Origin of the sequence: Hydrogenophaga pseudoflava, from assembly GCF_004353865.1 — a bacterium.
Lineage (GTDB): Bacteria > Pseudomonadota > Gammaproteobacteria > Burkholderiales > Burkholderiaceae_C > Hydrogenophaga > Hydrogenophaga pseudoflava.
The window spans coordinates 2,529,776-2,556,694 of record NZ_CP037867.1 but is presented as its reverse complement, the minus strand read 5'-3'; the positions used below and the strand labels follow the sequence as shown (position 1 = coordinate 2,556,694).

Sequence of the window (26,919 nt, the reverse complement as noted above, 5' to 3'; positions counted from 1 at the left end):
GGTGTGGACTTGCGAACGGGACGGGCGATGGATGCCGAACAGGTAATCGGTCAGGCTCACATGCTGCAGGAAGTTCGGATCGACGGACGGGTCTGCGATGTAGTTCGCGCTGTAGACGATGCCGCTGATGCGGATGGCCAGATGCCCGAACGGGTTTTCGAGCACGACCCGTTGCGGCGTTTGCGAGGTGGCATAGGACAGCAGCAGTTCGACCTCTGCCGGCGCTTCGGCATCCAGTTTCGCCAGTGCCTGGCCGATGCCCTGGACGGGCGCGCCGTTCTCGACGCCGAAGTCGGGCAGTGGGCGGGCCGGCCTGAAGCCTTCGTCGAGCGCAAACCGGACGATGCTCGCGATGTCGATGCTCTGCCGGAACTCCCTCTGCGCACGCAGCATTGCCTCGCGCTGGGCGGGGTCGCACAGCAGGTCCACCGCGAACTTCCCCGCGTCGTCGGCGCTGGCCGCAAACCTGGCCAGGCCCTGGCGCTGGAACAGGGCGGCGTTCTCGCGCTCGTGGCCGCTGATGACGTCGAGCAGCACGGTCGGCACCCCGAGTGCAAAAGCCTCTGCCGGCGTCATCCCGCCGGCCTTGGTGACCAGGATGTCGGCGGCGGCCATGCAGGCCGCCATGTCGCTGCGCGGCAGCAAGCCCAGCGGCTTCAGTGTCGCGCTCTCTGGCAGCTTTCCCTGCAGATCGGAGAGCACTTCGTGCTGCCTCGAATTCGTGCCGCACACCGCGATGATCTGCAGGCGCCCCGGGCAGTGGCGCACCACGCTGCCGATGACCCCGGGATAGTCGCCCACCCCTTCCTTGCCGCCGGTCAGCAGCAGTGTCGGCAGGTCCGCCGACAGCCCAAGGCCCTGGAGCGTGGCGCGGCGGGCGTCGGCGGATCTCTCTGGAATCCGCACCGGCATGCCGCTGGTGACGACCTTGTCGGCCGCAACGCCCGCTGCCAGCCAGCGCGTTTCCAACTCCGGGTGGGCAAGAAAGGTATGGTCGATCCGCTTGGAGATGCGCGGAAAATAGCCCTCGAAGAAATCCGTGTGCAGCCAGCCGATTCTCGTGTCGGACAGCAGCCCTTTCTCCCGCAAGGTTCCCAACACCTGAGCGGCCCCGTAATGGGTGGCGAGAACGGCATCCGGCTGCTGTGCGCTCAGGTAGGCCAATACGCTTTCTTCCGGATAATCGTTGGGCAGCATCGACAGCGAGGGCACACGGCTGCCGCGCGTCTGCATCGCACGGAACAGACTCTCGAAGCACTCCGGCAGATGGTTGGCGACGAACCAGTACAGGCGCTCGTCAACCCGTCGCCACACCGGGTGCATGAACGCGCGGATGTCCTGCAGCAGCACCGGGGTCGCCGGAGATTGCCGCCGTATCTCGTCCCGAATGGATTGCGCGGCACTGATGTGGCCGTATCCGATGGAGGAATAGAAGATGACGATCTTTCCGGTGGTGCTCATCGCCCTCTCCCGCTGCGCAGAATGGAAAGCAGGAGCCATAGGCTGCCGATCATGTAGCCCGTGGGCAGATAAGGACATGGACAGCACCGGCGGCGCCAAGCGTGTGAATGGGATTTTTTCATGGAATGGGACTCTCTTATTCCACTTGGTATCGGTCAGGATGCCGACACGTGATTCCGCGGGCGCCCCCTCGCATGGATTCTTGCCGCGATCAGTTCAGCCAGTTCGAGTGGACGGCCGTTCCCTGTGGCCGTCGCGATGGTCCGTGCTCCCTGCATTGCTTGGCGGCACAGGTCGAGTGCTGAACGTTGGACGGTCGTGCGCGCCACGAAGTCGTCCATGACATCGGCTTCCTGCAACAACACGCAACTTGCAACGAGGGTTTCTCCGTAGCGGCGTGCTACTTTGGTAAGAGGGTCAGAGTAGCCTGCGAGAGTGGCCCCTGTGGCGCCAGCCGCCTCACCCAGCGGCACGGCCAATCTTTGACGAGCCCGCAACCATTGTGCTGGATCGTCGCCTGTGATTTGCACATGGTTCAGGTTGGCGGCCTCCAACTCAGCCGCCCGGTTGACCGCATCGGCAACCAGGGCCAGGACTTGAAGGTCATCACAACGCACCAGCAAGCGGAAGGCGCCTGTGGTCAGGTAATCCCCCGCCAGCACGGTGGCCGCATTGCCGAGCAGCGCAGATGAGCCGCGCACCGCATCGACGTGGGCATGCAATTGCTGCAAGCTGATGTAGATCAGGTCCAGCGCGGTACCGGCGTTGATGCCCTGCTGCCCGGAATGGATGCTGCAAGTCACCAGTGCCCGGATCGGTATCTGCTGGTCCGACAGCAACAGGCGCACGGCAAGCTGCACGGGCGCGGCCTCACAGGTCAGGGTACCCGCCACGGCGGCGCGGACGCCGGTCATTACAGTCTCGGTAAACATGGGCTTGCCTTGGTGCATGGCGGTCCTTCGCGTGACAAGGCAAAAGGCCACAAGTCTGACGCTTGACGTTCCAATCGAGACCAGACCGGAGTTGGTAAGCAGATCATCAAATTACAACGTCCTGATGTGAAAACGTTGGGACACTGCTGATCAAACTCAAAAACTTTCCCCGTCCCCCTGGACCTCGCGATCCGGGCTGGAACGGGAGACAGCAGCCGGGGTGGGCGCGTTCAATGCATGCGGCTTGCTCGCAAGGCTTTGTCGCCCGACAGGGTCGGGGCTGCCGATGGCAGTGGCTGGACGTGCCGGCCATGGCGCGGCAGGCCGGGTCTGCGCGTGGCCGCTGCTTGCGCTCTGATCCAGTTTGAACACCGCCACGGTCTGTACCAGATCCTGTGCCTGCTGGCTGAGGCTGCTCGCGGCCGCGGCCATTTCCTCCACCAGCGCGGCATTCTGCTGCGTGGCCTGGTCCATCTGCGTCACCGCTTCGCCCACCTGGGCCACACCGGTGCTCTGCTCGCTGCTGGCGGCGCTGATCTCGCCCATGATGTCGGTCACGCGGCGGATGGCAGCCACCACCTCGCTCATGGTGGCGCCAGCCTGGTCCACCAGCGTGCTGCCCTGTTCCACGCGGTCCACGCTGTCGGTGATCAGCTGCTTGATCTCCGTGGCGGCCTCGGCACTGCGGCCGGCCAGGTTGCGCACCTCCACGGCGACGACGGCAAAGCCGCGCCCCTTCTCGCCCGCGTGTGCGGCTTCCACGGCCGCATTGAGCGCCAGGATGTTGGTCTGGAAGGCGATGCCGTCGATGACGCTGACGATGTCGGCGATCCGGCGGCTTGACTCATTGATGCCCTTCATGGTGTCCACGACCTGGGCGACGACCTCGCCACCCCTGACGGCTACGGTCGAGGCGCTCTGCGCCAGCTGGTTGGCCTGGCGCGCGTTGTCGGCATTCTGCGTCACGGTGGAGCCGAGTTCCTCCATGGACGCGGCGGTTTCCTCCAGCGCGCTGGCCTGGCTCTCGGTGCGTGCACTGAGGTCGGTGTTGCCCTGGGCGATCTGGGTCGAGGCCGTGGCCACCGATTCGGCGCCCTGCCGCACGCTGGACACCACGCGCGTCAGGTTGTCCTGCATGTTTTGCAGCGCCGTCAGCAACTGGGCCACTTCGTCGCGGCCCAGGACCTGGATGCGATGCTGGAGGTCGCCTTGCGACACGGCATGGGTAGCGGTGATGGCTTCCTTCAGCGAGCGCGTGATGCCGCGCACCAGGGCCAGGCCGAACAGCACGGAAAACAGCAGACCGCCGGCGATCGCCGCGATGGCAACGGCACGAATGACGGTGTAGCGCGCGACGGCCTGTTCATACTCCTGCTGCGCCACGTCGAGTTGCAGCTGCATCAAGGCCTCGATGCTGGTCGCGACGGGCGGGAACAGGGGACGGATCTTCTCCACCACGATCCGGTGGGTCTCGCCCATGTCGCTGCTGCGCAGGGCCGCCACGGCCGGGCGTAGGCCTTCCTGGACAAAGCGGCTGCGCTCCTCGTCAAACTTCTTCGCCAGCGCCGATTCCTCGGATGTCAGGTAGGTCGCCATGTAATTGGCCCAGACCTTGCCGATGCGCGCGGTATTGGCCTCGACCTCGTCGGCCGCATTGGCCTGGGTGAACTGGGGTTGCTGGTCGATCAGTGAATTGACGATGGCCAGGCGGTTGCGCAGCAGCAGTTGCTGGATTTCCGCGATCTGGCCCATGGGCACGGTGCGGTCGGCATAGACGGTCTGCAGGGCTGCGTTGGAGCGGCTGATGCCCAGCAGTCCTGTCAGGCCGATGGCGATCAGCAGCACCGCCATGCTGCCGATCAGCACGATCAGGCGGGTTGATATCTTGAACTGATTCATGTGTTTTCCTTCTGGGATGGGGTTGCTTTCGGGGGCGCCGCCTGTGCCTGCAGGAGCTGCTCAAACTCAGCCCGTGGCAGCGGTCGGTGGAAGGGCGATTTTCCAGTCGAAGGACTGAAGTACCGCTTCGAGTTGATTCAGTTTGCCAGCGGCGTAAACAGCTCCCACCAGCGCGCCCATGCTGGCGCCGGCGATGAAGTCGATCGCGATGCCGGCCTCCTCGATGGCCCGCAGCACGCCGATGTGCGCGAGCCCCCGCGCACATCGAGTTGGCGAATGAATCCGGTCACGCGCGAAGCCACGTCGATGCGTCCATCAGAGACGACGCTGCCAGTCACATCGTTGGTAACAGGCCATCGTGTCTGCCGTACCACGACAACTTCCGCAGGCATCGGCGTGGATGCGGATCGAGGCGAGCTTGAGCCATCCGTGCAGGCGGCGAGCAGAAATACGCAGAGGGACAGCACAGCCACCCTGCACGCCTGCGTGCCCCTGCCTGCGCTCTGCGTGCCAGCCCACCAGACCGACGGTACATGGCCATGGCGGCCGAGCGCATAGGTAGTCAAGCGATTCATGAGTGCCTAGAACTCTTGGTCATGTCAGATTCAAAAAAAGGTCGTACGAACGAACTATATTCTATCGAGTATATTTTGATCAAGTGCAGAACGAGCAGATGACCTCCGTGCGCGCGCGATGCTTTCTTGATCGGAACGTGTGCAAGCCTCCAATAGCTTGTCTTCGATCTGCTCCGTGCTGCCGGACAGCTCGACCACGAACCCAGTCGAATTCGCTGCCGGCCGCGCGATCTGTTCGGCGAAATCTTCGAGGATCGTGTTGTAGGCACGGTGGCTCAGCTCGCTGAGTTGCAGGGGCACGATATTCGTGACCTCCAGCCCATCGGATCGACCAAAAAGGACCAGCTCAGCCGATTCGTAGCCCGGCGAAGCGGCACGTTCGAACGCCATCTGCTTCCCGTCAACTGCCGGGAGATGTACGCGCTCTTCGCGCTCGGGCACGTGTCGCCAGGGGGGAGTCGCATGCGAGTAGGGACGCGAGAGGATGACTGCAATCCACTCGATGCAGCCAGGAGGCAACGTGACCCTATCCATGCAACCGACTCTACCGATTCGCAAGATCGTCCGAGGCAAGAACCCCCGCGAATACTTCGACCCCGACGAGATGGCCGAACTGGAGGAGGGCATCCGTGCCGTCGGCGTGCTCGAACCCATCGTCGTGCGCCCCGTGCCGGGCACCTATCTCTACGAAATCATCGCCGGTGAACGCCGCTGGCGCGCCGCGAAAAACGTCTTCGGCGACGGCTACGACATGCCGGTGGTCATCAAGGACGCGAACGACGAGACGGCCGAGGCCATGTCGGTGATCGAGAACTACCACCGCGCCGCAATGTCGCCCGCAGAGGAAGCCCACGCCGCACAGCGCCAGCTCCTGCGCCAGCGCGGCGACAAGGAGGAAGCCGCCCGCCTCATGGGCTGGTCGCGCGATGTGCTGGAGCGGCGGCTGGCGCTGCTGGCCTGCACGCCCGCCGTGCTCAAGGCGCTCACCACCCGCACCATCCAGCTCGGCCACGCCGAACTGCTCTCGGGCATTCCCCCGGACAAGCAGGACAGTGTGCTCACCGGCATCGTGGCGCAGAAAGTGCCGGTGGCCGTGCTCAAGGCGCAACTGGGCCGCTACGCACGGCGGCTGGCCGACGCGATCTTCGACACCGCGCAGTGCGGCGGCTGTCCGCACAACTCGGCGCGGCAGTCGGGCCTGTTCGCGGAATCCCTGGGCGAGGGCTACTGCCAGCACCCGAGCCACTTCGAGGAACTGACCCAGCAGGCCATCGAATCCCGAGCCAATGCGCTGCGCGATGAATACCCGGTCATCCGCATCGTTAAGACCGGCGATGGCTTCACGCCGCTGCCCGTGACCGCCGAGGGCGACCTGGGCGTCGGCGCGCCGCAGTACACGTCCTGCCAGGGATGCCAGTCCTTCGGCTGCGCGGTATCCGTGATGCCGGGCAGCTATGGCGAGGTCACGCGCTCGCTGTGCTTCGACGCCGCATGCAACAGCCAGAAGGTCGCCCTGTGGCGCAAGGCGCAGCGCGATGCCCAGGCGGCGCTGGACGAAGCGCAGGGCAAGGGCGCGGTGAAGGCGGGTGCAGCCAAGCCCACCGGCAAGAAGCCCAAGCCCGCCGCACCCACGAACCAGACGCCGCAGCGTGTCGTCAGCCACCGTGTCATGGAGTGGCGCAAGTGGCTGGCCAAGGCCCTGATGGCGCAGCCGCAGTGCAGCCAGCGGGTGCTGATCGCGCTGGCGCTGGCCGGTCGCGGAGCCGATCTTCGCGAAGCGCAGTTCCGCAACGCCTTCGACCGGCTCGCCGGTCAGGCCGCAGGCGCAGGGTTCGGCGTGCGGGGCGGGCTGCAACGGGCCGCAGCCGCGCCCGAGGCCCAACTGGAGCGGCTGCTGCAAGCCGCGACCGCTTCGGCGGCGTTCGGCGTCAATGTGACCGACCTCGAACTGCTGCTGAACTATGCCCAGGTGGATGAAGGGCGGTATTTCCAGTGGAACAAGGAGTTCCTCGACCTGTTCACGATGAGCGAACTGGAGAGCCTTGCCGCAGAAGTCGGGCTCAAGAAGGCGATGGGCTCGGGCTTCAAGGCGGCACGCGCCGGCAAGAAGCCCGACTTCATCACGGCGCTGCTCAAGGTGCCGGGCTTTGTCTACCAGGGCACGGTGCCCGCCGTGATGCGCTATCCGCGTCAGCCGATCCTGACCGATGGAGCGGATGAGGCCGAGAGCACCGAGGCCACACCGGAGGAGCAGCCCGAGCCTGCGTTGGCCTGACCTGCCAACCGGCCCCTGGACACCAGGGAGCCCGGTTCTAGCATGGTCTGGACGGCCCCGCATGGGGCCATGTCGCCCATTCCACCAAGGAGCTTCAAATGACGATGTTCGAGGAACTTTTCGCGCTGGCTTGCAGCGCCACGCTCACGATGACCGTGAGCGCCGACGAGAAATCCGGCCGCCTGACGGTCAACGTGATCCCCAAGCCCCGGCAGGATGCAGGCGAACCTGGGCTGACGCAGCCCCTGAGCCTCACGGCCACGCCGCAGGAGTTCGACGCGGGTTTCATCGAAGCCCTGCGCGGCTACCGCGAGGTGCGCCAGAGCCTGGCGCAGCAGGCCGAGGCCACCAAGGAAGTGATCGAGGCCGCGAAGGCGGCATCGGTCAAGAAGGCCAGCGATGCCACCGTGAAGGCGGGTGCCTCCAAGTCCGCCCCGGCCAAGCCTGTGACAGCCCCGGCGGTATCCGCCTCGGGCAACGCGGCGGATGACGAGGGGGAGGACGATGCCTCGCAGGCCGCAGTGGCGGGCGCGGCACCTGCCGCAACCGCCACCGCTGGCGACGAATCCTTCGACCTGTTCGGGTGAGTCGGCGGGCACCCTTGATGTGGGCATCAGCAGCGGGAGACTGAACACATGGCAACCATGGCGGTTGCCGCGTTCATCCCCCAGGAGTCCAGCCCATGTCCATCGAAGTCACCCCCATTGTCCGCACCTTCACCTACAACGGCATCCTGCTGCCGGATGTGCCCGGGCTCTCGCCCCGCGAGGTGCGCGACCTCTACAGCGCGCAATACCCCGAACTGGTCAGCGCCGAGGTCGAGGCCGGTCCGGTCGCCAACGGGCGGCAGGACTACACGTTCCGCAAGGCCGTGGGCACCAAGGGCACGGGCAAGGCCGAGCAACCCGGCCCCCGCCTTGCGGCGCTGCTGGCTTGCGTTCAGCCTCAGCAGACCGGCCCGGCCAGCGCGACGGCCAAGCTGTCCCGCGCCATATCGCAGCGCGCCGTGGCGAATCGCTCGGCGGCCTGGAGCCGCTTTGCCCACCAGACCCTGGAGCAGCACCGGCACGAAGGCGCAGCCCTGCGCGCAAGCGTTCCCCGCGAAATGCTCACCCCGCTGCCTTGAGGGCCACCGTCATGCCTGTCGCGCCCATGCTGGTGCTGCCCAGCCTGCAACCCGGCATCCCGCTGGCGGTCGCTTCAACGTCCCAGGCCAGCGCTAACGCGGCGCTGTGCCGTTTCCTGATCGCATCGGGCGCGGTACGGGAAGACGACCTCCCGGATGGCGAGGCAGACCCGCTCAAAGCCTGCCAGCGCGCCATCGACGCCTGGATCAAGCGTCAGATCGGCCCGCTGCACTGCCTGGAGCCGCGCTTCGCCATCAACGTCCTCGACGAGCATGGCCAGCATCCGGGCATGCGCAGCGGTCCGCCAGCCCCCTATGCCCAGTTGGACGTGTACTGGTGCGAATACCGCGAGGCCGAGTGGCCGGTGGGCCGCAGCCTGGAGGCGTTGAACGAAGCCATGCCGCAACTGGGGGCCACGGTGCTGCAGGTGCTGCGCCAGCAGGGCCGCTATGTGTATCCCCTGTTCACCCCGGACGTTGCCGATGACGTGGCGTCCTACGTGTACTGGCAGGGGGAAATGGATGAGGAGGCGGCGCTGGACATGATGTGCGAGGACAGCGATGACGCCGAACGCGAAGCCATGCGCGAGGAAATGGTCACGCGCAGGATGCTGGACGATGCCTACCCCGAGTGGGCGCGCCGCTGGCTGGTGCGGCCGGACAAGAGTGCGGGTGGGCGCAGGCGCACCCCGGCATGGCGACCGTGCAGCCTGCGCCGCGCCGCCAGGACGCTGACTGACCCCCACCAACGCCAGATCGCCGCCGATGCGTTGGCGCTGTCGCGCCTGACGCTCGCCGACGATTTCCATCCCGACATCGAAGGCGAGTACATCGGCTTCGGCGCGGTGCTGTCGTGGGAGGAGGGGGACGTCACCACCCGCATCTACGACGACCTGCTCAATCTGGCGCACCAGTCCGACTACTGCGACCGCATGGGCGAGGTGCTCATCCCGCTGGACGACCCCGGCGCGCTGCAAGCGTGGTTCCTGCGCATGGGACAGCGCTTCGAGGCCATCGCGCTGATCGACCGCTTGATCCACGCCCTGTGCCACGGACACTGACTCTATCCATATAGATAGGAGGTGGTTTCCATGAACGAGGCGGAGTTTTCCATTCAGACGCCCACGGACAACGTGCTGGAGCTCGATCAGGCAGTGCTGCTGTACCACGGCCGCTCGGGCAGCGCACTCGCCACGGTGCATGAGGTCGCGACCGTGGATGGCGCACCCGTGATTGGCGCGGGCCGGGCGATGACCGCCCAGGCGGCAAGGGCGTTGGCTGGGGCGTTGCTCCAGCGCGCGGCCCACGGCGGTTTCCTTCCCGAGACGGTGCTGTACCTCCATGGCGACCTGCTGGTGTGGTGGGTGCCTCCGGCACGCAGGCATGTGGCGTTCAGGGTGGGCGCGGAGCAGGCCGAAGCGTTTCGCGGGCGCGAGCGCGGCGAGACGGTGCCGCAACCGGGGCTGATCTTCGCCGCTGCCAGCCACACATGGCGGGTGTGGGCCGTCAAGGGCCAGAACCGCCCGACGCCGCAGACGCCGCTGTTCCAGGCCCCGTATTTCAACGTCGATGGCCAGGGCCGCATCTGCCAGGGCAATGTGCCGGTGCCCAATGGCACGACCGTGGAAAAGATCAGCGCCTGGAACGACGCCTTCCTGCGTTCCTACTTCACGCACCCCAACGTGGCGGGCAAGCTGCTGCGCTACCGGGGCGGGGCCTACGCCTTCTGGCGCGACATGCTCGATGGACGCTTCACGCGCTTTCCCGAGCGGGTGTTGGTCGATGCCAAGACCACGCTGGGCCAACTGCTGGGCGAACCAGAGGCGACATGAGGGGCATGATGGACCCGAGAGACCAAGCCCTGCTCGCCGCCTGCCCGGTGATCGCCGCGCCACGCTTCGGCGCACTGCCGGACATGGGCAACGGCCAGCGCGTCATCGCGGCGCGCAATGGCTGGTTCGTGCAGACCCGGCTCGACTGGCTCGACAGCATCGTGGCCTTGGGCCACGGCTCGCCGCCCATGCGCTTGCCCTATGGCGACGTCGCGGAGCACCTGCGCTTCAGCTTTGGCGTGCTGCCCATTCGCTTGATCGAAGCGTTCGTGGCGGCGGGCCGGGAGAGCCTGCCCAATGAAGCCGCCGGGGTGCTGATCTATTCGCGCCGCACCGGGCACCTTCGGCTGGCGATGTGCGAGCCCGAGCAGACCTCGCCCGTCCATATCCGCTATCGGCGTCCCGCCATGGCCGACGACGAGACGGTCGCGGTGGACCTGCACACGCATGGCCGGGCACCGGCCTTCTGGTCGGGCGAGGACGACCGCGACGACCAGGGCATCAAGGTGGCGGGCGTCTTCGGCCTGCTCGACCGGCCACGGCCCTCGGCCTGTTTCCGGCTGGTGATCAATGGCCTCTACCAGCCGCTCGACCGGCATCCCTGGCGGGAGCCGCGAGGCGAATGGCCGGAACAGGGCGCTGCTGCACAGCGCAGCGAAGGCTGGATGCAGCGCGTGCTGTGGCGCTGGCGGGATCGCCGTCTGCCTTGAACACCTGTGTTCCCGCGAGAGACTGGGTGCAGGTCATTCGATTGGAGGCACTGCTGGAACACCTGATTCAGCCGAAGCTGCTGGAGCGCCGCGTGGCGGTGCATCTGGTGGGCGTGGGCGGCAACGGCGCGCAGATGGCAGCCTGCCTCGCCCGCCTGGACATTGCGATGCGCGCCCTGGGCCATCCGATGGGACTGCACGTCAAGGCATTCGACGCGGATCGCGTCAGCGAGGCCAACGTGGGGCGGCAACTCTACAGCGCCGCCGACATCGGCAAGCACAAGGCCCTGGTGACCATCCACCGCCTGAACCAGTTCTATGGGCTGGATTGGGAAGCCCATCCCATGCGTTACGAGGAATTCGTACTTGGGCACCGGTACTCGGCCAGCGCCGATCTTCTGGTCAGTTGCGTGGACAGCCGCTCGGCGCGACAGACGCTGCATCATCTCGCGTGGCGTGACGCCAACCACTACGGCTACTGGCTCGACTTGGGCAATACCGAGTCCACCGCGCAGGTGGTCTTGGGCGAACCACAGAGCAGCGCGGCATCGCGGCAGGGGCAAGGCCCGCGCCTGCCGTGCGTGACCGAGCTGTTCCCTGAGCTGCTCGACGCTGCAGCGCCGGAGGACAACCAGCCATCCTGCTCAGTGCGCATGTCGCTGGCCTCCCAGGGGCTGTTCGTCAACGACGTGGCGGTGCGCTACGCCGCGCAACTGCTCTATGAGCTGTTTTCCAAAGGGCGGCTGTCCGCGCACGGTGTCGTCATCAATCTGGAGTCCAAGCGCAGCGGCCCCATCGAGGTCGATCCACGCACCTGGGCGCGCTTCGGTTTCAGCCACGAGGATGCCGAGCGCCAGGAGCCGGAACTGGAATCCATTGCCGAGGAGTGCGCGCCATGACCATGAAGCAATGGAACGTGCGCGTGGTGCGCAACGGGCATGCCGTTCATATCGGGCAGGTGGCCGAGGCCAACGAGACGCTGGCGCGGTGTGCCGCGCTGTCAATGTATGGCTTGTCCGAGGACGAGGCAGAAGAAATGGAGCAAGTCCAGACTGGTTCGCACGGCGCTGCGATCTACCCGGACGAGGCGTTCGACGTGTCGCCCGCGACTTGATTCCGAGGGCCTGCTATAGACTTGGCCTGTGGTCTGGGTGTCTGACTCGCCTCGCACGATCACGCATTCCAACGCATTCCAATGACAAAGGCTGCCATGGCTCGCAAATCTTCCCAACGCACGACTCAGGAAATCGACGCCGAGATCGCCAGATTGCAAAAGGAGCGGGATCAACTCCGCGAGGACGAGAAGGCTGGCGTGGTGGGCCGCATGAAGGAAGCCATTGCCTACTATGGCATCACCGCCGCCGACCTGGGACTGGATGCCGCAAAGCGCAAGGCCCGAACCAGCGTGGCGAAGGCCAAGGACTCGAAGACCCAGCGCGCCTCGGGCCGCATCAAGTACAAGGACGACGCGGGCCACACATGGTCGGGCTACGGCCCCAAGCCCAAGTGGTTCACCGAGGCCCTGGCCAGCGGCAAGACCGAAGCCGACCTGCGCGCCGCCTGAAGCGTCAGGCTGACGGGTTAGCCTCCGGCCCATCGGCGGACTGCCTGTGGCCTGCGCTTTGCCTCGGCGATGCTTGGCCTATATAGGCTCCAGCGGCTCTTTGCCTGGCATGGCCAGCTCTCTCTGATACGGCCAGTCGTGCAGCCCGATCCGCATTCGCGTCCACACAGCTGCCGCCGCGCACGGGCGATGGCGCACCTGAAAGCGATTCATACAGGTCGTTCAGATTGCCATGCCGCAGGCCGTGGGCTGTGACACCTGCCTGCCGCTTGGTGATGCCGAACTTCTCCAGGGCGTAGTCGAGTCGGCGCAGGTTGCGCTTGAGGTTCAGGGCTGGATCGCCCATGTGCGCGTCGCGGCCCGTGACCAGTGAACGTGCCAGTGCCACCGCCGAGCGCTGACCGTCTGTCTCCAGCGGCACCCAGCGCACGCGCCCACCCTTGCCCTTGATCCATACATACTCATCCGCCTTGCGGCTTTCGAGGGGCACGCCGGTCTGCTCGAATGGCACGACGTGCTCGAAGGGCCGGAACATCACCGACTCCTTGCGCCGCAGCGCCAGCGCGTCCATCAACCGTATCGACGCCGCGATCCGCGCATCGAATTGCGCGACCTGGGCAAGAACCGTTTCCACATCGACGCCATGCGCGCCCCAGCTCTTGTCGCGCTGCGCGTATTCGTGGCGCTCGTATTCCTCCAGGCTCAGGCCATAGCGTGCGGGTGGCCGCACCAAGCCCGGCTTTCCCAGCCAGGTTGCCAGCCCCCGCAGAAAGCTCAGGTAGGTCTGGATCGTGGCAGGCGCCAGCCGCTCGCGCTGCCAGACCTGCACCATCGCGTGCAGGTGCTTCTGCCCCAGGTTGCGCGGATCGGGCATGGTGTGGAAGCCCGCCTTGCACTGGAGGTCGAGGAAGAAGCGCCGCAGAAAGCGCGCTCGTTCTGCGCGGGTCTTGTGCGAGACGGTCTTCTCGCGCGCCGTGTGCCGCGTGTTGAACAGATCGATCAGGGTGTCCAGCACCCGCAGCGGATCGGCATGGCCGGGACGCAAGCGGTCAAGGATTTCCTGGGGCGTCTTGCCCGCCCACGCCTGGGGGCGCGGTCGATCCATGCCAGGGATCCGTCCTGGGCTGGCAGGATCAGCCGGTCGGGTTGAGGGTGTCGTCATCGTGCTTTCCAGGTGAAGGGAGTGGCGCGCCGCCCGAACGGCGTGCCGTCAGGAATCCGGGAAGTCCGACCCCAGCGACGGATTCCGTCATCCGCTGGAGCGGGTGGTCAGGCAAGCACGGCAACACGCGGGACCACACCGCGTGCCGCCGACCCAAGGGTTGCGCCAGCCAAGCACATGTGCATGGGCAAGCTCGGTCGGTCTTAAAAATGAAAACATGTGATCCGGCTCCGTCCGCGCATTTCTGCGACCACGGAGGGTTGTGACGCGCCACCGCCTCAAGGGCGGGCAGCCGCATCGGCGACGAGATCGGGTCTCGCGCCTACTGGTGGATCAATCCTGGAATTCGCAGCGCCATCCGACCGCATGGGTCCACCCCTGACCGAAAGTCCAGGGCGGTGTCGGGCGTTTGAGCGGAAACCAGCGGGGAGCCCATAAGGGCAAGCACAGCCGCTGGCGGCGTGAAACACGCGTGCTCGGGTGATGGCGGGATCGGGAACCGGCATCGGGTACCGGGCCGGGAGATCGACGGCCTCGACGCGCTTCCATGAGCGCCCAGCCACAGGGGCTGGAAAAGGTCGAGGCACATGCTCTACGAAATAAACCTCGGAGCGGTCGCCTCGGGGGCGACGGCCACCCCGGCTCTGGGCCGGGGCTGCAAGGGCAGGTAACGACTGCGACGCCTGTTGCTCCGCGATGGAGCGGGCCAAGGATGGCCCTCGGGAGCCTCTAGTGGATGACGAAAGGGGCTTGCGGGTCAATGCCGGCGTGGCAATGCGACGGCATGGGAAAGCGCCTTGCCGGTGGCGCTTGTGGGCACGTGACGGCGTGATAGGGGCGATTTAGTGTCCCGCACGAACGCAGAGCAAGGCTGCATGCGGGCTTGACGGGTGAAAGTCCTGCCTCTGGTCTCGGACGGGAGTCCCAAGCCCTTGCCGGGCATCTGCACGAAGGGGCCCTTGATGGGCGCGCAACGGGGGTTGACGACTGCCAGTGCGGTGAGACGGTGGTGACACACACGCAGTTCGCAGCGGCTTGAGTCCGGGTCTGGCGTCATTGCAATGCCACTGTTCCTTCACTCCGGTGACAGCCAGCGGCACCTGATCCCGAAACCTGGGTCATTTCGTGCGAATTGCGGGTGGCGTGGTCGCACCGGTTTTCCGATGCTGGCCGTCATGTTTCCTCACCTTGGAGCACCATCATGGAATTGATCGTCAGAGCGGTGGATGTCGGATCGGGCAACACCAAGTTCGTCACCGGCGTCACGGAAGCCGAAATCCGCTGCGCCAGCTTCCCCTCGATCGCCTATCCATCCAGCGGCGAGACGCCGCAGTGGCCGGCCAGCGAACGGCGCAAGACCGTCTGCATCCCAGTCGGCCCGCTGTTCTACGAGGTCGGGCCGGATGTCGGCCTGGCCGCGGACACCTTCCGCGCCAAGCAGTTGCACGACGAGTACACCGAGTCGCCCGAGTACATGGCGCTGCTGCGCGGCGCGCTCAGCATGATGAAGCTGCCGCACATCGACCTGCTGATCGTCGGCCTGCCGGTGGCGCTGTTCACCCTGAAGAAGGCCGCGCTCGAGAAAGCCATGGTCGGCAGCCATCAGGTCGGCGGCGGCAAGACCGTGACGGTGACCAAGGCGATGGCCGTGGCCCAACCGCAGGGTGCGTTGGTCCACTACGCGGCCGAACACCAGAAGATCGAGACCATCGGCACCGAGCAGAGTCTGGTCATCGACCCCGGCTCGCGCACCTTTGACTGGCTGGTCACGCGCGGCATGCGCCTGGTGCAGAAGCAATCGCACTCGATCAACCGCGGCATGTCCGATGTGCTGCGCCTGCTGGCGGCCGAAATCTCCAAGGACGTCGGGACTCCTTACCGTGACTTCGACGCCATCGACTTGGCGCTGCGCACCGGCAAAGCCCCCGTGATCTTCCAGAAGCCGTATGACATGAAAAAGCACCTGCCGCTGGCCGAGAGCGTGGCTCAGCAGGCGGTGTCCACGATGCGCCAGTGGATCGAAACCCCGGAGAGCCTGCAGAACATCATCCTGGTGGGCGGTGGCGCCTTCCTGTTCAAGAAGGCCGTGAAGGCGGGGTTTCCGAAGCACCGGATCCACGAGGTCAAGGAGCCCATGTTCGCCAACGTGCGAGGATTCCAGATCGCGGGCCAGAACTATGCCGCCAGCGCCATGGCCCCAGGGCGGGATCGTGCGGCCGGGGAGGCTGTATGAATCCCCGTCCTCAGAACGAGCCGAAGCCTATCCGGCTGGTGTTCGAACTGGCGCGTGCCGACAACCCGCGCCTATACGACGAACTGGCGCGGTTTCCTCAAGGGGCCAAGCGCGTGAATCGGCTGCGCGTACTGGCCTATGACGGGCTCCTAGCGCAGTACGGAGTGTTTGCCGTGGATGAAGCGAGGCAGGTGCCTCCGCCCGTGGCCAGCGAAGTGCCGAGGTCCGCGACCTTGACCAACGACGTGTTCGGGCCCAGCCTGGAAGAGTGAGGTTGCTATGCCAACACGAAGATACGCGCGGCGTGATGAAGTGAGCGCCACGGAGCTTGCGGAAATGGGCTTCTGCGAGAAGAGGGTGCAGCTTGCACATCTCTATGGTGACCAGGCGACGCCCGAGCAGCGACAAGCCATGGCTCGAGGGCGGGTGGCGCATCAGCGGTACTTGGAGGAGGGCTTGGCAGCAACGGCGGATCGCCGGTGCTTTGTGGCCACCTTCGTGTTCGGCCCTGATGCGCGGGAGACGCAGGTGCTTCGCGCATATCGTGACGCAGTGCTCCTGCGACGGCGCTGGGGGAGGAGTCTGGTCGCTGCGTACTACCGGGTTGCACCGACGGGTTGTCGAATCATGGCGCGATCACCTGCGACCGTGGCTGGGGTGCGCCGCATGCTGCGCGCCGTGGTTGCACGGTGTGAAAGGTCACTGAGCGACAGGAGGTCGTCATGACCTCGTCTGCCGTGTACGTGCTTGCCGGTCTGGTGCTCGTGCTATGGCTGGTGCGACGATGGCGCTGCCGCCTTGGATCTGGCGAGAGAGCGTCCCGGCCGCGAGAGCTCGCCAATGCTGAACTGATCTACATGGAGAAGCTCTTTCGCATCGAAGAGCCCATCCGCCTTGTTGCGAAGGTGGATCGGGTGTACCGGCTCCCAGGAGGATCGCTGGTGCTCGTGGAACTGAAGACGCGCCGACAGGATAGGCCTTATCTGACGGACATCATTCAGCTATCAGCGCAGAGGGTTGCCATTGAACATCAGACGGGCGAAGTGGTGGAGCCAGTCGCGTTTGTCACTGTTCTGGGTCCGACATCACGTCGACGCTGGCAGTCCCATCAAGTGCGGTTGCTGGATGAGGGCCAGTTGATTGCCCTGGCGCAGCGCCGCCGTGCAACCTTGGCACTGCGAACTGATCCCGCTTATGCCACCTTGGTTCGAGCGTGTGTCGGCTGTGCATTTCGTGCGCGCTGTGATCGCCCTGAATGACGACGATAGGTGACGCTCATTGAGCGAGGGCCGAATAGTATCGAAAGTCTACTTGCTCCTCTGAAGAAGCAAGTCCTGGCGCGGTCGGCGGGCAGCCTACGGTTGGAAGTCGCATTCAAAAGCACTGCAAAACGCAGTACATTAGACCGATGCGCAACCCCTGGGCTAACGCCTGACTCCGATGGCCAGTCAACGTCCAAAAGTGAAAACCGCCACGATGACGCTCAGGCTTGATCCGCGGATCAAGGCTGCGGCCGAGGCGGCAGCAGTCCGGGAGCACCGCAGCATGACCAGTCTGATTGAGGTGCTGATCCTCAATCACTGTGAGGCGGTCGGGCTGACCCCTGCACGAAACGCCAAGGAAAAACATTGACCAAGAAGCCAACCCCGACTGCCAAGAAGGCTGCGGCCAGCAAAGCACGTGCCGTCTCACAACCCGCGGCATCAGAATCACAACCGAACACCGGTAGCGTGGCACAAGGCGACGAGATCCGCTTTTATCGAGCCAACGAAAAGCCCTACGGAGTGTTCAGCAATCTCTTTCCACGACCGGTTGAGTTCGAAGGGCGAACCTACGCAACGTCCGAGCACGCCTACCAGGCAGGCAAGGCGGCCAAACCTGCCGTGCGTGACTGGATCCTCAGCGCGCCCACGCCGTCTTTGGCTGCCATGGCCGCGCATGGCCTCTATGTCTGGGACGTCGTGCCGAACTGGGCGGACATCAAGTTTGATCGAATGCGTGCCGTACTCCGTGCCAAGTTCGAGCAGCATGCTGATTTGAAGGCCTTGCTGATCTCGACTGGTGAGGCGCGACTGGTCGAGGCAGGCACGGTCAACAACGCCGTGAACAGGTTGTGGGGAGAGGTCGAGGGGAAGGGGCAGAACATGCTCGGCGTCATGCTGATGGAGTTGCGCTCGGAGTACGCAAAGCCAGCTCCAAAAGCGAAACGTACCCCTCGCAAGGTGGTGAGCGCGGGGAGCGACAAGCCGGTGAATCGTTCGCAGCGTAAAGCGGCCGTGGTGTAAGCGAGCAGGTCCCTATGTCCGGTACCTACTACGACGGTGAGCTTGCAGAGCTGGGAAATACCTTTTTTGCTGCGATGTCGGCGAACATCGAACCGTTAAAGCTTGCGATTGCCAGCGCAGCAGAGTCAAGCATCATCGGTGTAGGCTCTGGCGGCTCTTTCACCGTCGCCTCTCTCCTGTGCAATTTGCACGAGCTGTACACGGGGCGCGTCTCGCGACCGTCAACGCCGCTGGAGATTATTTGTAATCCCACGCTGGCCGCCTCAAGTCCGGTCTTCATGATCTCCGCCGAGGGTAAGAATCCGGACATCATCGAAGTCCTCGAGCGAGCGCGACGCCACAGTTCTCGCACGGTCCACGTTGTGACGAACCGGGGATCAAGTCCACTGATGGAGCATGTCAGAGAGCTTCCCGAAGTTACCCCTCATGTCTTCGAACTCGCAAAGAAGGACGGCTATCTCGCGACCAATAGCCTCCTGCTCGACGCCGTCCTGATTGCTCGGGCGTACGGCGCGCTGCACTCGGAGGCAGTTCAATTTCCAGAGTCACTCGATGGGTTGCGCATCGGCAGCCATTCGGTTCAAGAATGGCTGACAGGCGCGCAAGATTTTGTGCGCCAGGCCGTTCCTCGCAAGGGCCTCATCATCGTGTTCTCGCCGCTGCTCCGGCCAGTTGCCGCAGACCTGGAATCGAAGCTTTCGGAATCGGCGCTTCTGTATACCCAACTGGCCGATATCCGCTCGTTCGCACATGGGCGACATCTCTGGCTCGCCGAGCGCGCTCAGGACTGCGCCATTCTTGCGCTTGTCGAACCTGGCGTGGAGCGGCTTTGGGCTCGGATGCAAGAGCTATTGCCGTCGGGTGTGCCGGTCTGCACCATGCCGCTTGGAGGAGGGCGCCCACAAGACTTGCTAGCCGGGCTTGTGGCTCAAATGCGGCTTGTGTCGCTCATCGCCGCGGAGATGGGAAAGGACCCGGCCAAGCCTCACGTGCCGTCATTCGGCCGGGAGCTGTATTACGTGGACCTGCCGTCGTTCATTCCCGGCCCTGAGGACGCAGGGCGGCGTGGCGAGCAATCCAAGTTCGAAGTGCTGGGTGCTCGGTGGCCATCGATTGGGGCGAACGGCGCGATGAGCCGAGCGCTCGCAAGTTTCGAGTCGGCACTTGCGCTGCAGCCGTTCCGTGCGATCGTCTTCGACTATGACGGCACCCTCTGCAGCTCTCAGCGCAAGGACTCGCCGCCCTCAGGGCCTATCGTCGAACGGTTGATGCGCCTACTCGACGCAGGCATCGTTGTCGGTGTCGCGTCCGGTCGGGGAGACTCGATCCAAGGGCATTTGCGAGATGTACTTCCCCGCGAAGCATGGTCGAAGGTGCACCTGGGCCTCTACAACGGTGGCTGGATCGGCCTGCTTGACGGAGAGATCGACAAAGGGGTTGTCACCAACGAGTTTCTTAGCCACGTGCGGCGCATTCTGGGGCGCCTTGAAAGCCTGGGTGTGCCGATTGAGCGTGTTCGCGAGACGTACCCACACCAGATCAGCGTCCGGTTCAAGGAGGGGGCCAACGCTGAGAACATGTGGTTTGTCATTGCCGACTCGCTTCGGCAGGCAGGCCTTGACCCATCCACTGTCGTGAGGAGCAAACACTCCGTCGACGTGTTGGCCGCCAATGTCAATAAGTCGCACCTGGTCGCCAACATGATCCAAGCCCGTGGCATCGATCCTTACGAGATCGTGACGATGGGTGACCAAGGCGCTTGGCCAGGCAACGACGCATCGTTGCTTGAGCACCGCTTTTCGTTGAGCGTTGACCAGCCTTCCCGACGACTCGATCGAGGATGGAAGCTTGCACCGCACCACAAGCGAGACGTGGACGCCACCCTCTGGTATCTCGATCATGCAGAGATAGACCCGCTCGCTGGTTCATTTCGCTTCGAGCTAGGCACCTGATCGGGAAACGGAGGCGCAATGAAGGACGAGAACGCACAGTATTTGCTCGCCAAGGTCATGGGATGGCAGGACCAGGACGTCGTCCTGGACAATGTTCCTGTCCTTCGCTTGCTCGCTGACTACAAATACGATGGCTACCAGAGGTTCGGACCCGGGAGGCGATTCGTCGAGAGCCTTGCTCTATGGCTCAATCAGTTTGACATGCCCGATCGTGCAGCTGCGCTCGGATTTGTGCTCGAGCGGTTGGTCTACGTGTCGGACCACGAGCTCTCACACCTGGTGCAGCATGCATACCCGGACGTCATCGTCCAGGAACGGATTCGCCTTGTGGCCGAAGAAAAAGGCATCCCCACCTACCGGGTCGGTGAGATCTGCCGAGATGATCGGTTCAAGGAACTGAAGCTGAAGTCTTTGTACTTGGGCCTCAGTGATGGCGCCCGCACCAATGAACTCCGACGCGCCAGCAATGGAGAAATCAGCAACGAGCAGATCTGGCAGGCGTACGAGCTTGGCGAAGCCAAGGCGGAAGACATGCTGCAGGCGCTGGCAAAGGCCTTGAAAAAATCGCCGACGACGCATCTTCCTGAGAACGACGATATCTGGCAAGCGTATGAGTCTGGCGACAGAGCCCAGGCCAATGCTTTGATCGACGCTCTCCGAGTGAAGCCTGACTCCGGCGGCGTCAAGCAACCAGCGAAGTTCACGCTGGTGTGGTTGATGGACGATTTCTCCGGAAGTGGCAACACCTATATTCGCTTCGACAGTCGCAGCAACAGGTTCAAGGGAAAGATCAAGAAGATCTATGAGCGCCTTCACCAAGGCGACCTCATCGATACATCGCACTACGAAGTCTTCCTTCTGCTGTACGTCGCAACGCGCCAGGCGATCGACCATATTGAGTACTGGTCTGAGCGCTTCACGTCCGAGAACAACTACAAGCCGCTTCAAGTGCGAGTGCTTTGGATCATTGAGCCGAGCGTCGGCCTTACGCACAATGTTCCGGCTGAATTGCAGTCCATACTGACCAATCCAAAGTACTACGACTCGGATGCGTTCGACGAGCACATCGAGGTAGGCGGCACAAGCACTGCGCAAATGGGTTTTGCCGGGTGTGCGTTGCCGGTCGTTCTATCGCACAACACGCCTAATAATTCGGTTTACATGCTATGGGGTTCTGAAGCGCATGACTTTCATGGACTCTTTCCTCGCGTGAGCCGCCACAAGGAGTTTTGAGTGGCCTATCGCGCAAATCCTTTCTTGGAGCGAATGTCGGAGCGCACCTCCGACCAGGAGTTTGTTCGTCTTTTTTCCCCGAAGATCTTCGAAAGACTTCACGAGGACGCCTTCAACGGTGCGGTGCATCTGTTCACCAGTCCACCGGGAGGAGGGAAGACTACTCTGCTGCGCGCTTTCACGCCGGCGGCACTGCGAGCTTTCTGGAATGCCCGAGCCGGTCAAGACGAGTCGTACCAACGGTTGCTCGGGCGCCAGGTCATGCATGAAACTGACGGGCCCCAGTTACTTGGCGTGCTGCTGTCTTGTGCTTCGGGTTATGCCGACCTCCCGCCCGGCGCGTCCATGGCTCAAGCGGGATTGTTCCGAGCGCTTTTTGACTGTCGAGTGGTTCTTCGAACCCTGCGAAGTCTTGCTTCGCTAGTTGCTTACGCGTCGACCGATCAACTCACTGACGTGCGTCTAGAGTACGACGACTTGGCGCGTGATCTCAAATCAATTCCGACGGCAGATTCGGCCGTTGAGTTGGTTCGATGGGCGGAAGAGCGGGAACGAGCCGTGTATGCGAAGCTCGATTCGCTCGCAGGCGACGCTTCCGCCGATCTTCCGCTACATGTCCGGTTTGAAAGCGTCCTGTGGCTGCAGTCGGTCAGATTCTTGCGCGGGGGAAAACTGGTAGCGCCGCGTCGATTGCTGATGATCGATGATCTCCAGAAGCTTCGAAAGAAGCAGCGCGAGCTGATGTTGGAGGAGCTTGTCGAGCTTCGACCTGCGATTCCGGTGTGGCTGGCCGAGCGCAGCATCGCCCTGGGGGATGCCTTGCTGTCGCAGGGTGCTCGCGAGGGCCGAGACCTTCGCCACTACCCTATAGAGGACATGTGGACTGGCAAGAGTGGTCAGCACCAGTTTGCGACCTTCGCCCAAAGCATTTTGGACCGCCGGTTGGACGTCCAGCGCGAGATCCCCGCAGGCGCATTTTCGCAATACCTTGAGGACCAACTCACCCCTGAGGACCTCACCGACGTCTTCGGGAAAGCGGTTGCGCTGTTCACTGGAGAGATGGAGCGCCATCGGGAAAACATTCGCTATGCAGATTGGTTGGCGCACGCCGACGAAGGGCAGAAGACGATTGGGTTTGAAAGCCTGATACAGCTGTACGTCACCCGCATCCTGGTTGCCAGGTCGGAGGGCCGGCGACAACTCACCCTCGAACTTGCGCCGCTTCCTGCGGAGGACCTCGACGAACGCGATAGCAAGGTGCTCGGTGCTGCCGAAATCCTCTGCCACGACGATCTGAAGTTGCCCTATTACTATGGCATTGATCGGCTCTGTGCCTTGGCAACGTCCAACGTCGAAGAGCTTCTGGCTGTCGCTGCAAGCCTGTATGAGGGGATGCTTGCCAAACAGGTTCTTCGAAAGCAGCCAGACCTTCGCTTGTCCCCGGTGGAACAGGAGCGTCGCATTAAAGAGACTGCCAAGCGCAAGCGCGATTTCATACCCAAGAGTCACACTGAAGGAACCAGGGCCCAGAGGTTGCTGGACGCCATCGGCCAGTACTGCAGGGACAAAACATTTCAGATGTCGGCGTCCTACGCGCCGGGTGTTACTGGCATTCGTCTCAGTCGCTACGAATTGAGCAGGTTGCGCCCGGAGCAGACAAAGACGTCGGAACCCCACGCGCTGCTTGCCCGCGTGCTCTGGGAGTGTGTTGCGGAGAATCTGTTGACGACGCGGGGTAGCGCGGCCAGCACGTCCAGGGAGGAGGGCACGGTGTTTTATCTAAACAGGTCACTCTGCGCATACCACGACCTTCCACTTCAGTATGGCGGTTGGCAGGATGTGTCTGCCGAGGCCTTGATCGGTTGGATGGACGGCCCCTCTGCCCCGGCCAAACGCCGCTCGGTGGAGGTGCCAAGATGACGCTGTGGAACCGCTATGTGTTTCGGCGTGGAGCCGAAGTGCAGGACATGTGGGATCAGATGTTCCAGCAGCGTCGGCGTGCCGGCAGCCGCGTTCGACTGCTGTATGTCGGAGGTCGTGGATTTGACCTGCGGGCGCAGGCCGTGATGGATCGCTTCATCGGTAGCGTTACCTCGTCAGGTTGCTCCGTCGAAAAGGCGGAGTTGCTGCTTGTTGGGTTCCGCGGCTACCAGTTGAACGACGAGCTCATCGAAGAGACGGAAGCGAATGCGCTGGCACTGGAGAGACGGTTCGCGGTGATCGGGACAGCGCGAACTGTCATGATTGAATCAACGGCCGAGGGAGAAGATGACCTGAGCGCGAGCAATGCGCTCAGGCTAGGAACCGAGGAAGTGCTTCGTGCAGTCTCTGATCAGACAGACATTGTTCTCGATGTAAGTTCACTTCCCCGTATAGCGTACTTGTCGCTCATGCTCGCATTGTTGGATCGGCTGGTGCCGAACCGTGACGCACCAGTGCCATTGGCGGCATCGAAGATCAATCTGCAAATCCTTGTGGGCGAGGATGCGGGCCTCGACAGCGTGATCCAGTCCGAGGATCCTAGCAACGAGCTGGTCTTGATTCCTGGATTTGCAAGCGCATTGCAAACTGAAAGCACTCGCGATTGGCCGCTCGTGTGGTTTCCAGTACTCGGCGAGAACAGGGTGTCGCAACTGCAGAAGGTGATGTACGACCAGATTCCAGACTCTGCGGAAATCTGCCCGGTGCTACCGCATCCGTCGCGCGATCCGCGTCGAGGTGATCGGCTGCTGATCGAATACAAAGTACCATTGTTTGACGTGAGCAAGACGCCCTTGACCAATGTGCTCTACGCGCACGAGAGCAACCCCTTCGAGGCATATCGGCAACTGCTGAGTGCTATGAAGCGCTATCAGCGAAGCTTGAGCGTTATCGGTGGGTGCCGACTGGTGGTCACGCCGCTTGCGAGCAAGCTGATCACGCTGGGCGCGGCTCTGGCATGCTATGAAATGAAGCTGGACATCGTGAATGGCAACTACGGGGTTGCAATTCCGTATGCGGAGCCGAAGCGCTACAGCGTGTCGACTGCCGCTTTGCGCGCTTCCACTCCGGACGTGTCGGCAATGGTCCTCTCCGGCGAGGCTTACGCTTGACGCAGTGTCCTGGCCGGATTCATCCCCGCCCACGCAGGCCAGGCCAAAGAGGCATTGGCATGCGCGGTGTAGTGACAGCGTGATGATCACGCTCCTTGTTGACTCTCCTTGTACTTGAAAGGGGGAGCTGCCATCAGCGCCAAGGTGATCTTTTGCCATCGAGACCTGACCATTTCCTGAACGCTGTTGGTTCCACCCGGCGCATCCGTGCTCAGGATCTCAGTAAGCGCGCGGTCATCCCACCCTTGAAGGGATTGGTCTAAGCGGCAACGATGGTGTCCACCAAGCGATTTAGGTGGACACCATGAATGAAGCCAAGAAGAAGACCCGCCGGCGGCACAGCGCCGAGCTCAAGCAGCAGATCCTCAGTCAGTGCGCCGAGCCCGGCGCATCGGTGGCCAGCATCGCCTTGTCGCACGGCATCAACGCCAATGTCGTTCACAAATGGCGCCGCGGAGCGGGTGGCTCGCTGCCTGCACTGCAGGCCCCTGCATTCGTGCCGGTAGCTTTGCCGCCCGCGGCGTACGCGCCTGCACCAGACATCCGCATCGATCTGCGCCGTGGCGCCACCACCGTCTCGGTGACCTGGCCCCTGGCGGCGGCCGATCAGTGCGCCGTATGGATGCGAGAGCTGCTCAAGTGATCCGGGTGGATGCCCTGTGGCTGGCCACCGAGCCGCTGGACATGCGAGCGGGCACCGAGACGGCGCTGGCCCGTGTGGTGTTGGTCTTCGGCGCAGCGCGCCCGCACCACGCCTACCTGTTCGCCAATCGCCGCGCCAACCGCATGAAGGTGCTGGTGCACGACGGCATCGGTGTGTGGCTGGCAGCGCGGCGCCTGAACAGCGGCAAATTCGTCTGGCCGCGTGATACGGCAAGCACCGCCTCGCTCACCCGCGCCCAGTTCGATGCGCTGGTGCTGGGCCTACCCTGGCAGCGCCTAGCCGACGGTGGTGTCATCACCGTGGTCTGACTCTGAGGGGCAGACCAGGGCTTGCCAATTGGGGCATGCGCCAATGGTGCGGGTGTGCCAGTGCTGGCACAGTGAATGCCCATGGTGGTCGAGCCTCAATCCCTGCAGAGCCTGAGCGCAGAAGAGCTGCGTGAGCTGACCTCGCGCCTCATGACGCAGCTGCGCCACCAGAGCGCGCTGCTGGACAAACTCACGCACGAGAACGCGCTCTTGAAGCGCATGAAGTTCGCGGCCCAGTCCGAACGCTTCAACCCCGAACAGAAGAGCCTGCTCGAAGACGAGATCGAGGCCGACCTGGCGGCCGTGGCCACGGAGATTGACGCGCTACAGGAAGCGCAAGCGCCGGCCAAGCTGGAAGAGAAGAAGGTGCCCAAACGCGCCCCTCTTCCCGCCAACCTGCCGCGGCGCGAGATCCGCCACGAGCCCGACTCGACCACTTGCGCCTGCGGCTGTCAGATGAAGCGCGTGGGAGAGGACGTAGCCGAGAAGCTGGACTACGTGCCTGGCGTGTTCACGGTGGAGCGCCACATCCGGGGCAAGTGGGCCTGCGCGAAGTGCGAGACCATTCACCAGGTACCCGTCGATCCGCACATCATCGACAAAGGCATCCCCACCACCGGGCTGCTGGCGCAGGTGCTGGTGACCAAGTACGCCGATCACCTGCCGCTGTACCGTCAGGAAGCGATCTTCGGCCGCGCCGGTTTGGCGATTCCGCGCTCCACACTCGCTCAATGGGTGGGCTCATGCGGCGTGCAATTGCAGCCACTGGTCGATGCCATGAGACACGAGCTGCTGCAACACCGCGTGCTGCATGCCGACGAGACGCCGGTGTCCATGCTCAAACCGGGCAACGGAAAGACACATCGGGCCTACCTCTGGGCCTATGCCACGGGTGCCTTCGAGAACACCAAGGTGGTCGTCTACGACTTCTGCGAATCGCGCTCGGGCGAACATGCCCGGCGCTTCCTGGGTGACTGGAGAGGCAGCCTCACCTGTGACGACTTCAGCGGCTACAAGGCCTTGATCGCCAGTGGCGTGACCGAGGTTGGCTGCCTGGCGCACGCACGGCGCAAGTTCTTTGATCTGCACGCGGCGAACCAGAGCCAGATCGCAGAGTTCGCGCTCCAGCAGTTCGGCCGTGTCTACGAGATCGAGCGCGAGGTCAAGGAGCTCAGCGCCAATCAACGCCAAGTCATCCGGCAACAACAAGCGAAGCCGCTGCTCGATGCCCTGCACCAGTGGATGCTGCTGCAGCGCCAGAAGGTGCCCGAGGGTTCAGCGAGTGCCAAGGCGCTGGACTACAGCCTGCGGCGCTGGGAGGCTCTGACACGGTTCGTCCACGATGGGCAACTGCCCGTGGACAACAACTGGATCGAGAACCAGATCCGCCCGATTGCCATTGGTCGAAACAACTGGCTCTTCGCTGGCAGCCTGCGTGCGGGCCAGCGGGCGGCTGCCGTCATGAGCTTGATTCAGTCAGCGCGCATGAACGGGCATGACCCCTACGCCTACCTGCGCGATGTGATGGCAAGCCTGCCCATGCAGCGCGCCAGCCAGATCGGTGAGCTGCTGCCGCACCGTTGGCAGCCCATGAGCTGAGTCGCAGACTGGTAGCC

At 63.7% G+C, this 26,919-nt stretch carries 27 protein-coding genes and 1 pseudogene; 22 read left to right on the top strand and 6 right to left on the bottom strand.

Annotated elements, in window-relative coordinates; all coding sequences use genetic code 11:
* Nucleotides 1–474: 474 nt before the first annotated feature.
* The 5 genes and pseudogenes from HPF_RS23890 to HPF_RS12305 form a co-directional block, all read right to left on the bottom strand.
* Nucleotides 475–1,461, bottom strand: a pseudogene (locus tag HPF_RS23890) (MGDG synthase family glycosyltransferase); the annotation flags it as partial.
* A gap of 155 nt (nucleotides 1,462–1,616) precedes the next feature.
* Nucleotides 1,617–2,393 (bottom strand): isoprenoid biosynthesis enzyme family protein, encoded by a 777-nt coding sequence (locus HPF_RS12325; RefSeq protein ID WP_243721568.1) that lies wholly within the window; start codon nucleotides 2,391–2,393, stop codon nucleotides 1,617–1,619.
* A gap of 156 nt (nucleotides 2,394–2,549) precedes the next feature.
* A complete protein-coding gene (locus HPF_RS12320) occupies nucleotides 2,550–4,292 on the bottom strand; it encodes a methyl-accepting chemotaxis protein (RefSeq protein WP_133156770.1) in 1,743 nt (580 codons plus the stop codon).
* A 66-nt stretch (nucleotides 4,293–4,358) separates the two neighbouring features.
* On the bottom strand, nucleotides 4,359–4,574 hold the full coding sequence (locus HPF_RS12315; protein ID WP_133158105.1) for a patatin-like phospholipase family protein: 216 nt from the start codon (nucleotides 4,572–4,574) through the stop codon (nucleotides 4,359–4,361).
* A 347-nt stretch (nucleotides 4,575–4,921) separates the two neighbouring features.
* A complete protein-coding gene (locus HPF_RS12305) occupies nucleotides 4,922–5,308 on the bottom strand; it encodes a hypothetical protein (RefSeq protein WP_165961697.1) in 387 nt (128 codons plus the stop codon).
* 91 nt (nucleotides 5,309–5,399) lie between these two features.
* Here HPF_RS12305 and HPF_RS12300 point away from each other — a divergent pair, with 91 nt between their 5' ends.
* From HPF_RS12300 to HPF_RS12260, 9 genes are all read left to right on the top strand, one after another.
* On the top strand, nucleotides 5,400–7,142 hold the full coding sequence (locus tag HPF_RS12300; RefSeq protein WP_133156768.1) for a PRTRC system ParB family protein: 1,743 nt from the start codon (nucleotides 5,400–5,402) through the stop codon (nucleotides 7,140–7,142).
* Nucleotides 7,143–7,240: 98 nt separating this feature from the next.
* On the top strand, nucleotides 7,241–7,729 hold the full coding sequence (locus HPF_RS12295; protein WP_133156767.1) for a PRTRC system protein E: 489 nt from the start codon (nucleotides 7,241–7,243) through the stop codon (nucleotides 7,727–7,729).
* A 95-nt stretch (nucleotides 7,730–7,824) separates the two neighbouring features.
* On the top strand, nucleotides 7,825–8,268 hold the full coding sequence (locus HPF_RS12290) for a PRTRC system protein C (RefSeq protein WP_133156766.1): 444 nt from the start codon (nucleotides 7,825–7,827) through the stop codon (nucleotides 8,266–8,268).
* A gap of 11 nt (nucleotides 8,269–8,279) precedes the next feature.
* Nucleotides 8,280–9,329, top strand: a complete 1,050-nt coding sequence (locus tag HPF_RS12285; RefSeq protein WP_133156765.1) for a PRTRC system protein F — start codon at nucleotides 8,280–8,282, stop codon at nucleotides 9,327–9,329.
* 30 nt (nucleotides 9,330–9,359) lie between these two features.
* Nucleotides 9,360–10,100 (top strand): PRTRC system protein B, encoded by a 741-nt coding sequence (locus HPF_RS12280; protein WP_133156764.1) that lies wholly within the window; start codon nucleotides 9,360–9,362, stop codon nucleotides 10,098–10,100.
* Complete coding sequence (locus HPF_RS12275) at nucleotides 10,097–10,810, top strand: PRTRC system protein A (protein ID WP_133156763.1); 714 nt, start codon at nucleotides 10,097–10,099, stop codon at nucleotides 10,808–10,810. The genes HPF_RS12280 and HPF_RS12275 overlap by 4 nt, the downstream gene beginning before the upstream one ends.
* A 41-nt stretch (nucleotides 10,811–10,851) precedes the next feature.
* Complete coding sequence (locus HPF_RS12270; RefSeq protein WP_243721567.1) at nucleotides 10,852–11,709, top strand: PRTRC system ThiF family protein; 858 nt, start codon at nucleotides 10,852–10,854, stop codon at nucleotides 11,707–11,709.
* Complete coding sequence (locus tag HPF_RS12265) at nucleotides 11,706–11,924, top strand: hypothetical protein (protein ID WP_133156762.1); 219 nt, start codon at nucleotides 11,706–11,708, stop codon at nucleotides 11,922–11,924. The genes HPF_RS12270 and HPF_RS12265 overlap by 4 nt, the downstream gene beginning before the upstream one ends.
* Nucleotides 11,925–12,020: 96 nt before the next feature.
* Complete coding sequence (locus tag HPF_RS12260; RefSeq protein WP_133156761.1) at nucleotides 12,021–12,374, top strand: H-NS histone family protein; 354 nt, start codon at nucleotides 12,021–12,023, stop codon at nucleotides 12,372–12,374.
* A 4-nt stretch (nucleotides 12,375–12,378) separates the two neighbouring features.
* On the opposite strand, the gene HPF_RS12255 is transcribed toward HPF_RS12260, so the two are convergent.
* Nucleotides 12,379–13,479 (bottom strand): phage integrase N-terminal domain-containing protein, encoded by a 1,101-nt coding sequence (locus tag HPF_RS12255; protein WP_243721566.1) that lies wholly within the window; start codon nucleotides 13,477–13,479, stop codon nucleotides 12,379–12,381.
* 1,258 nt (nucleotides 13,480–14,737) lie between these two features.
* On the opposite strand from HPF_RS12255, the gene HPF_RS12250 reads away from it, so the two are divergent.
* From HPF_RS12250 to tnpC, 13 genes are all read left to right on the top strand, one after another.
* Complete coding sequence (locus HPF_RS12250; RefSeq protein WP_133156759.1) at nucleotides 14,738–15,769, top strand: PRTRC system protein D; 1,032 nt, start codon at nucleotides 14,738–14,740, stop codon at nucleotides 15,767–15,769.
* The gene (locus HPF_RS12245; RefSeq protein WP_133156758.1) at nucleotides 15,766–16,041 is read left to right on the top strand and encodes a hypothetical protein; all 276 of its coding nucleotides are present in this window, start codon (nucleotides 15,766–15,768) and stop codon (nucleotides 16,039–16,041) included. The genes HPF_RS12250 and HPF_RS12245 overlap by 4 nt, the downstream gene beginning before the upstream one ends.
* A 7-nt stretch (nucleotides 16,042–16,048) precedes the next feature.
* Complete coding sequence (locus tag HPF_RS24150) at nucleotides 16,049–16,495, top strand: CFI-box-CTERM domain-containing protein (RefSeq protein WP_133156757.1); 447 nt, start codon at nucleotides 16,049–16,051, stop codon at nucleotides 16,493–16,495.
* Nucleotides 16,492–17,028 carry a PD-(D/E)XK nuclease family protein gene (locus tag HPF_RS12235; RefSeq protein ID WP_133156756.1) on the top strand — a complete coding sequence of 179 codons (537 nt, stop codon included), beginning with the start codon at nucleotides 16,492–16,494 and terminating at the stop codon, nucleotides 17,026–17,028. Before HPF_RS24150 ends, HPF_RS12235 begins: the two co-directional genes overlap by 4 nt.
* 202 nt (nucleotides 17,029–17,230) lie before the next feature.
* Nucleotides 17,231–17,401, top strand: a complete 171-nt coding sequence (locus HPF_RS12230) for a hypothetical protein (RefSeq protein WP_243721565.1) — start codon at nucleotides 17,231–17,233, stop codon at nucleotides 17,399–17,401.
* A complete protein-coding gene (locus HPF_RS12225; RefSeq protein ID WP_243721564.1) occupies nucleotides 17,398–18,054 on the top strand; it encodes an NADAR family protein in 657 nt (218 codons plus the stop codon). Before HPF_RS12230 ends, HPF_RS12225 begins: the two co-directional genes overlap by 4 nt.
* Before the next feature lie 14 nt (nucleotides 18,055–18,068).
* Nucleotides 18,069–20,006: an HAD family hydrolase gene (locus tag HPF_RS12220; protein ID WP_133156755.1), complete on the top strand. Its 1,938-nt coding sequence runs from the start codon at nucleotides 18,069–18,071 to the stop codon at nucleotides 20,004–20,006.
* Between the two features lie 18 nt (nucleotides 20,007–20,024).
* The gene (locus HPF_RS12215; RefSeq protein WP_133156754.1) at nucleotides 20,025–21,239 is read left to right on the top strand and encodes a phosphoribosyltransferase-like protein; all 1,215 of its coding nucleotides are present in this window, start codon (nucleotides 20,025–20,027) and stop codon (nucleotides 21,237–21,239) included.
* Nucleotides 21,240–23,159, top strand: a complete 1,920-nt coding sequence (locus tag HPF_RS12210; protein WP_133156753.1) for an ORC-CDC6 family AAA ATPase — start codon at nucleotides 21,240–21,242, stop codon at nucleotides 23,157–23,159. It abuts the gene before it with no gap.
* Nucleotides 23,156–24,331 carry a hypothetical protein gene (locus tag HPF_RS12205; RefSeq protein WP_133156752.1) on the top strand — a complete coding sequence of 392 codons (1,176 nt, stop codon included), beginning with the start codon at nucleotides 23,156–23,158 and terminating at the stop codon, nucleotides 24,329–24,331. Before HPF_RS12210 ends, HPF_RS12205 begins: the two co-directional genes overlap by 4 nt.
* Before the next feature lie 304 nt (nucleotides 24,332–24,635).
* The gene (gene tnpA, locus HPF_RS12200) at nucleotides 24,636–24,974 is read left to right on the top strand and encodes an IS66-like element accessory protein TnpA (protein WP_133155655.1); all 339 of its coding nucleotides are present in this window, start codon (nucleotides 24,636–24,638) and stop codon (nucleotides 24,972–24,974) included.
* Complete coding sequence (gene tnpB / locus HPF_RS12195; protein WP_133155654.1) at nucleotides 24,950–25,303, top strand: IS66 family insertion sequence element accessory protein TnpB; 354 nt, start codon at nucleotides 24,950–24,952, stop codon at nucleotides 25,301–25,303. The genes tnpA and tnpB overlap by 25 nt, the downstream gene beginning before the upstream one ends.
* Nucleotides 25,304–25,387: 84 nt before the next feature.
* The gene (gene tnpC, locus HPF_RS12190) at nucleotides 25,388–26,902 is read left to right on the top strand and encodes an IS66 family transposase (protein WP_424955194.1); all 1,515 of its coding nucleotides are present in this window, start codon (nucleotides 25,388–25,390) and stop codon (nucleotides 26,900–26,902) included.
* Nucleotides 26,903–26,919 lie beyond the last annotated feature (17 nt).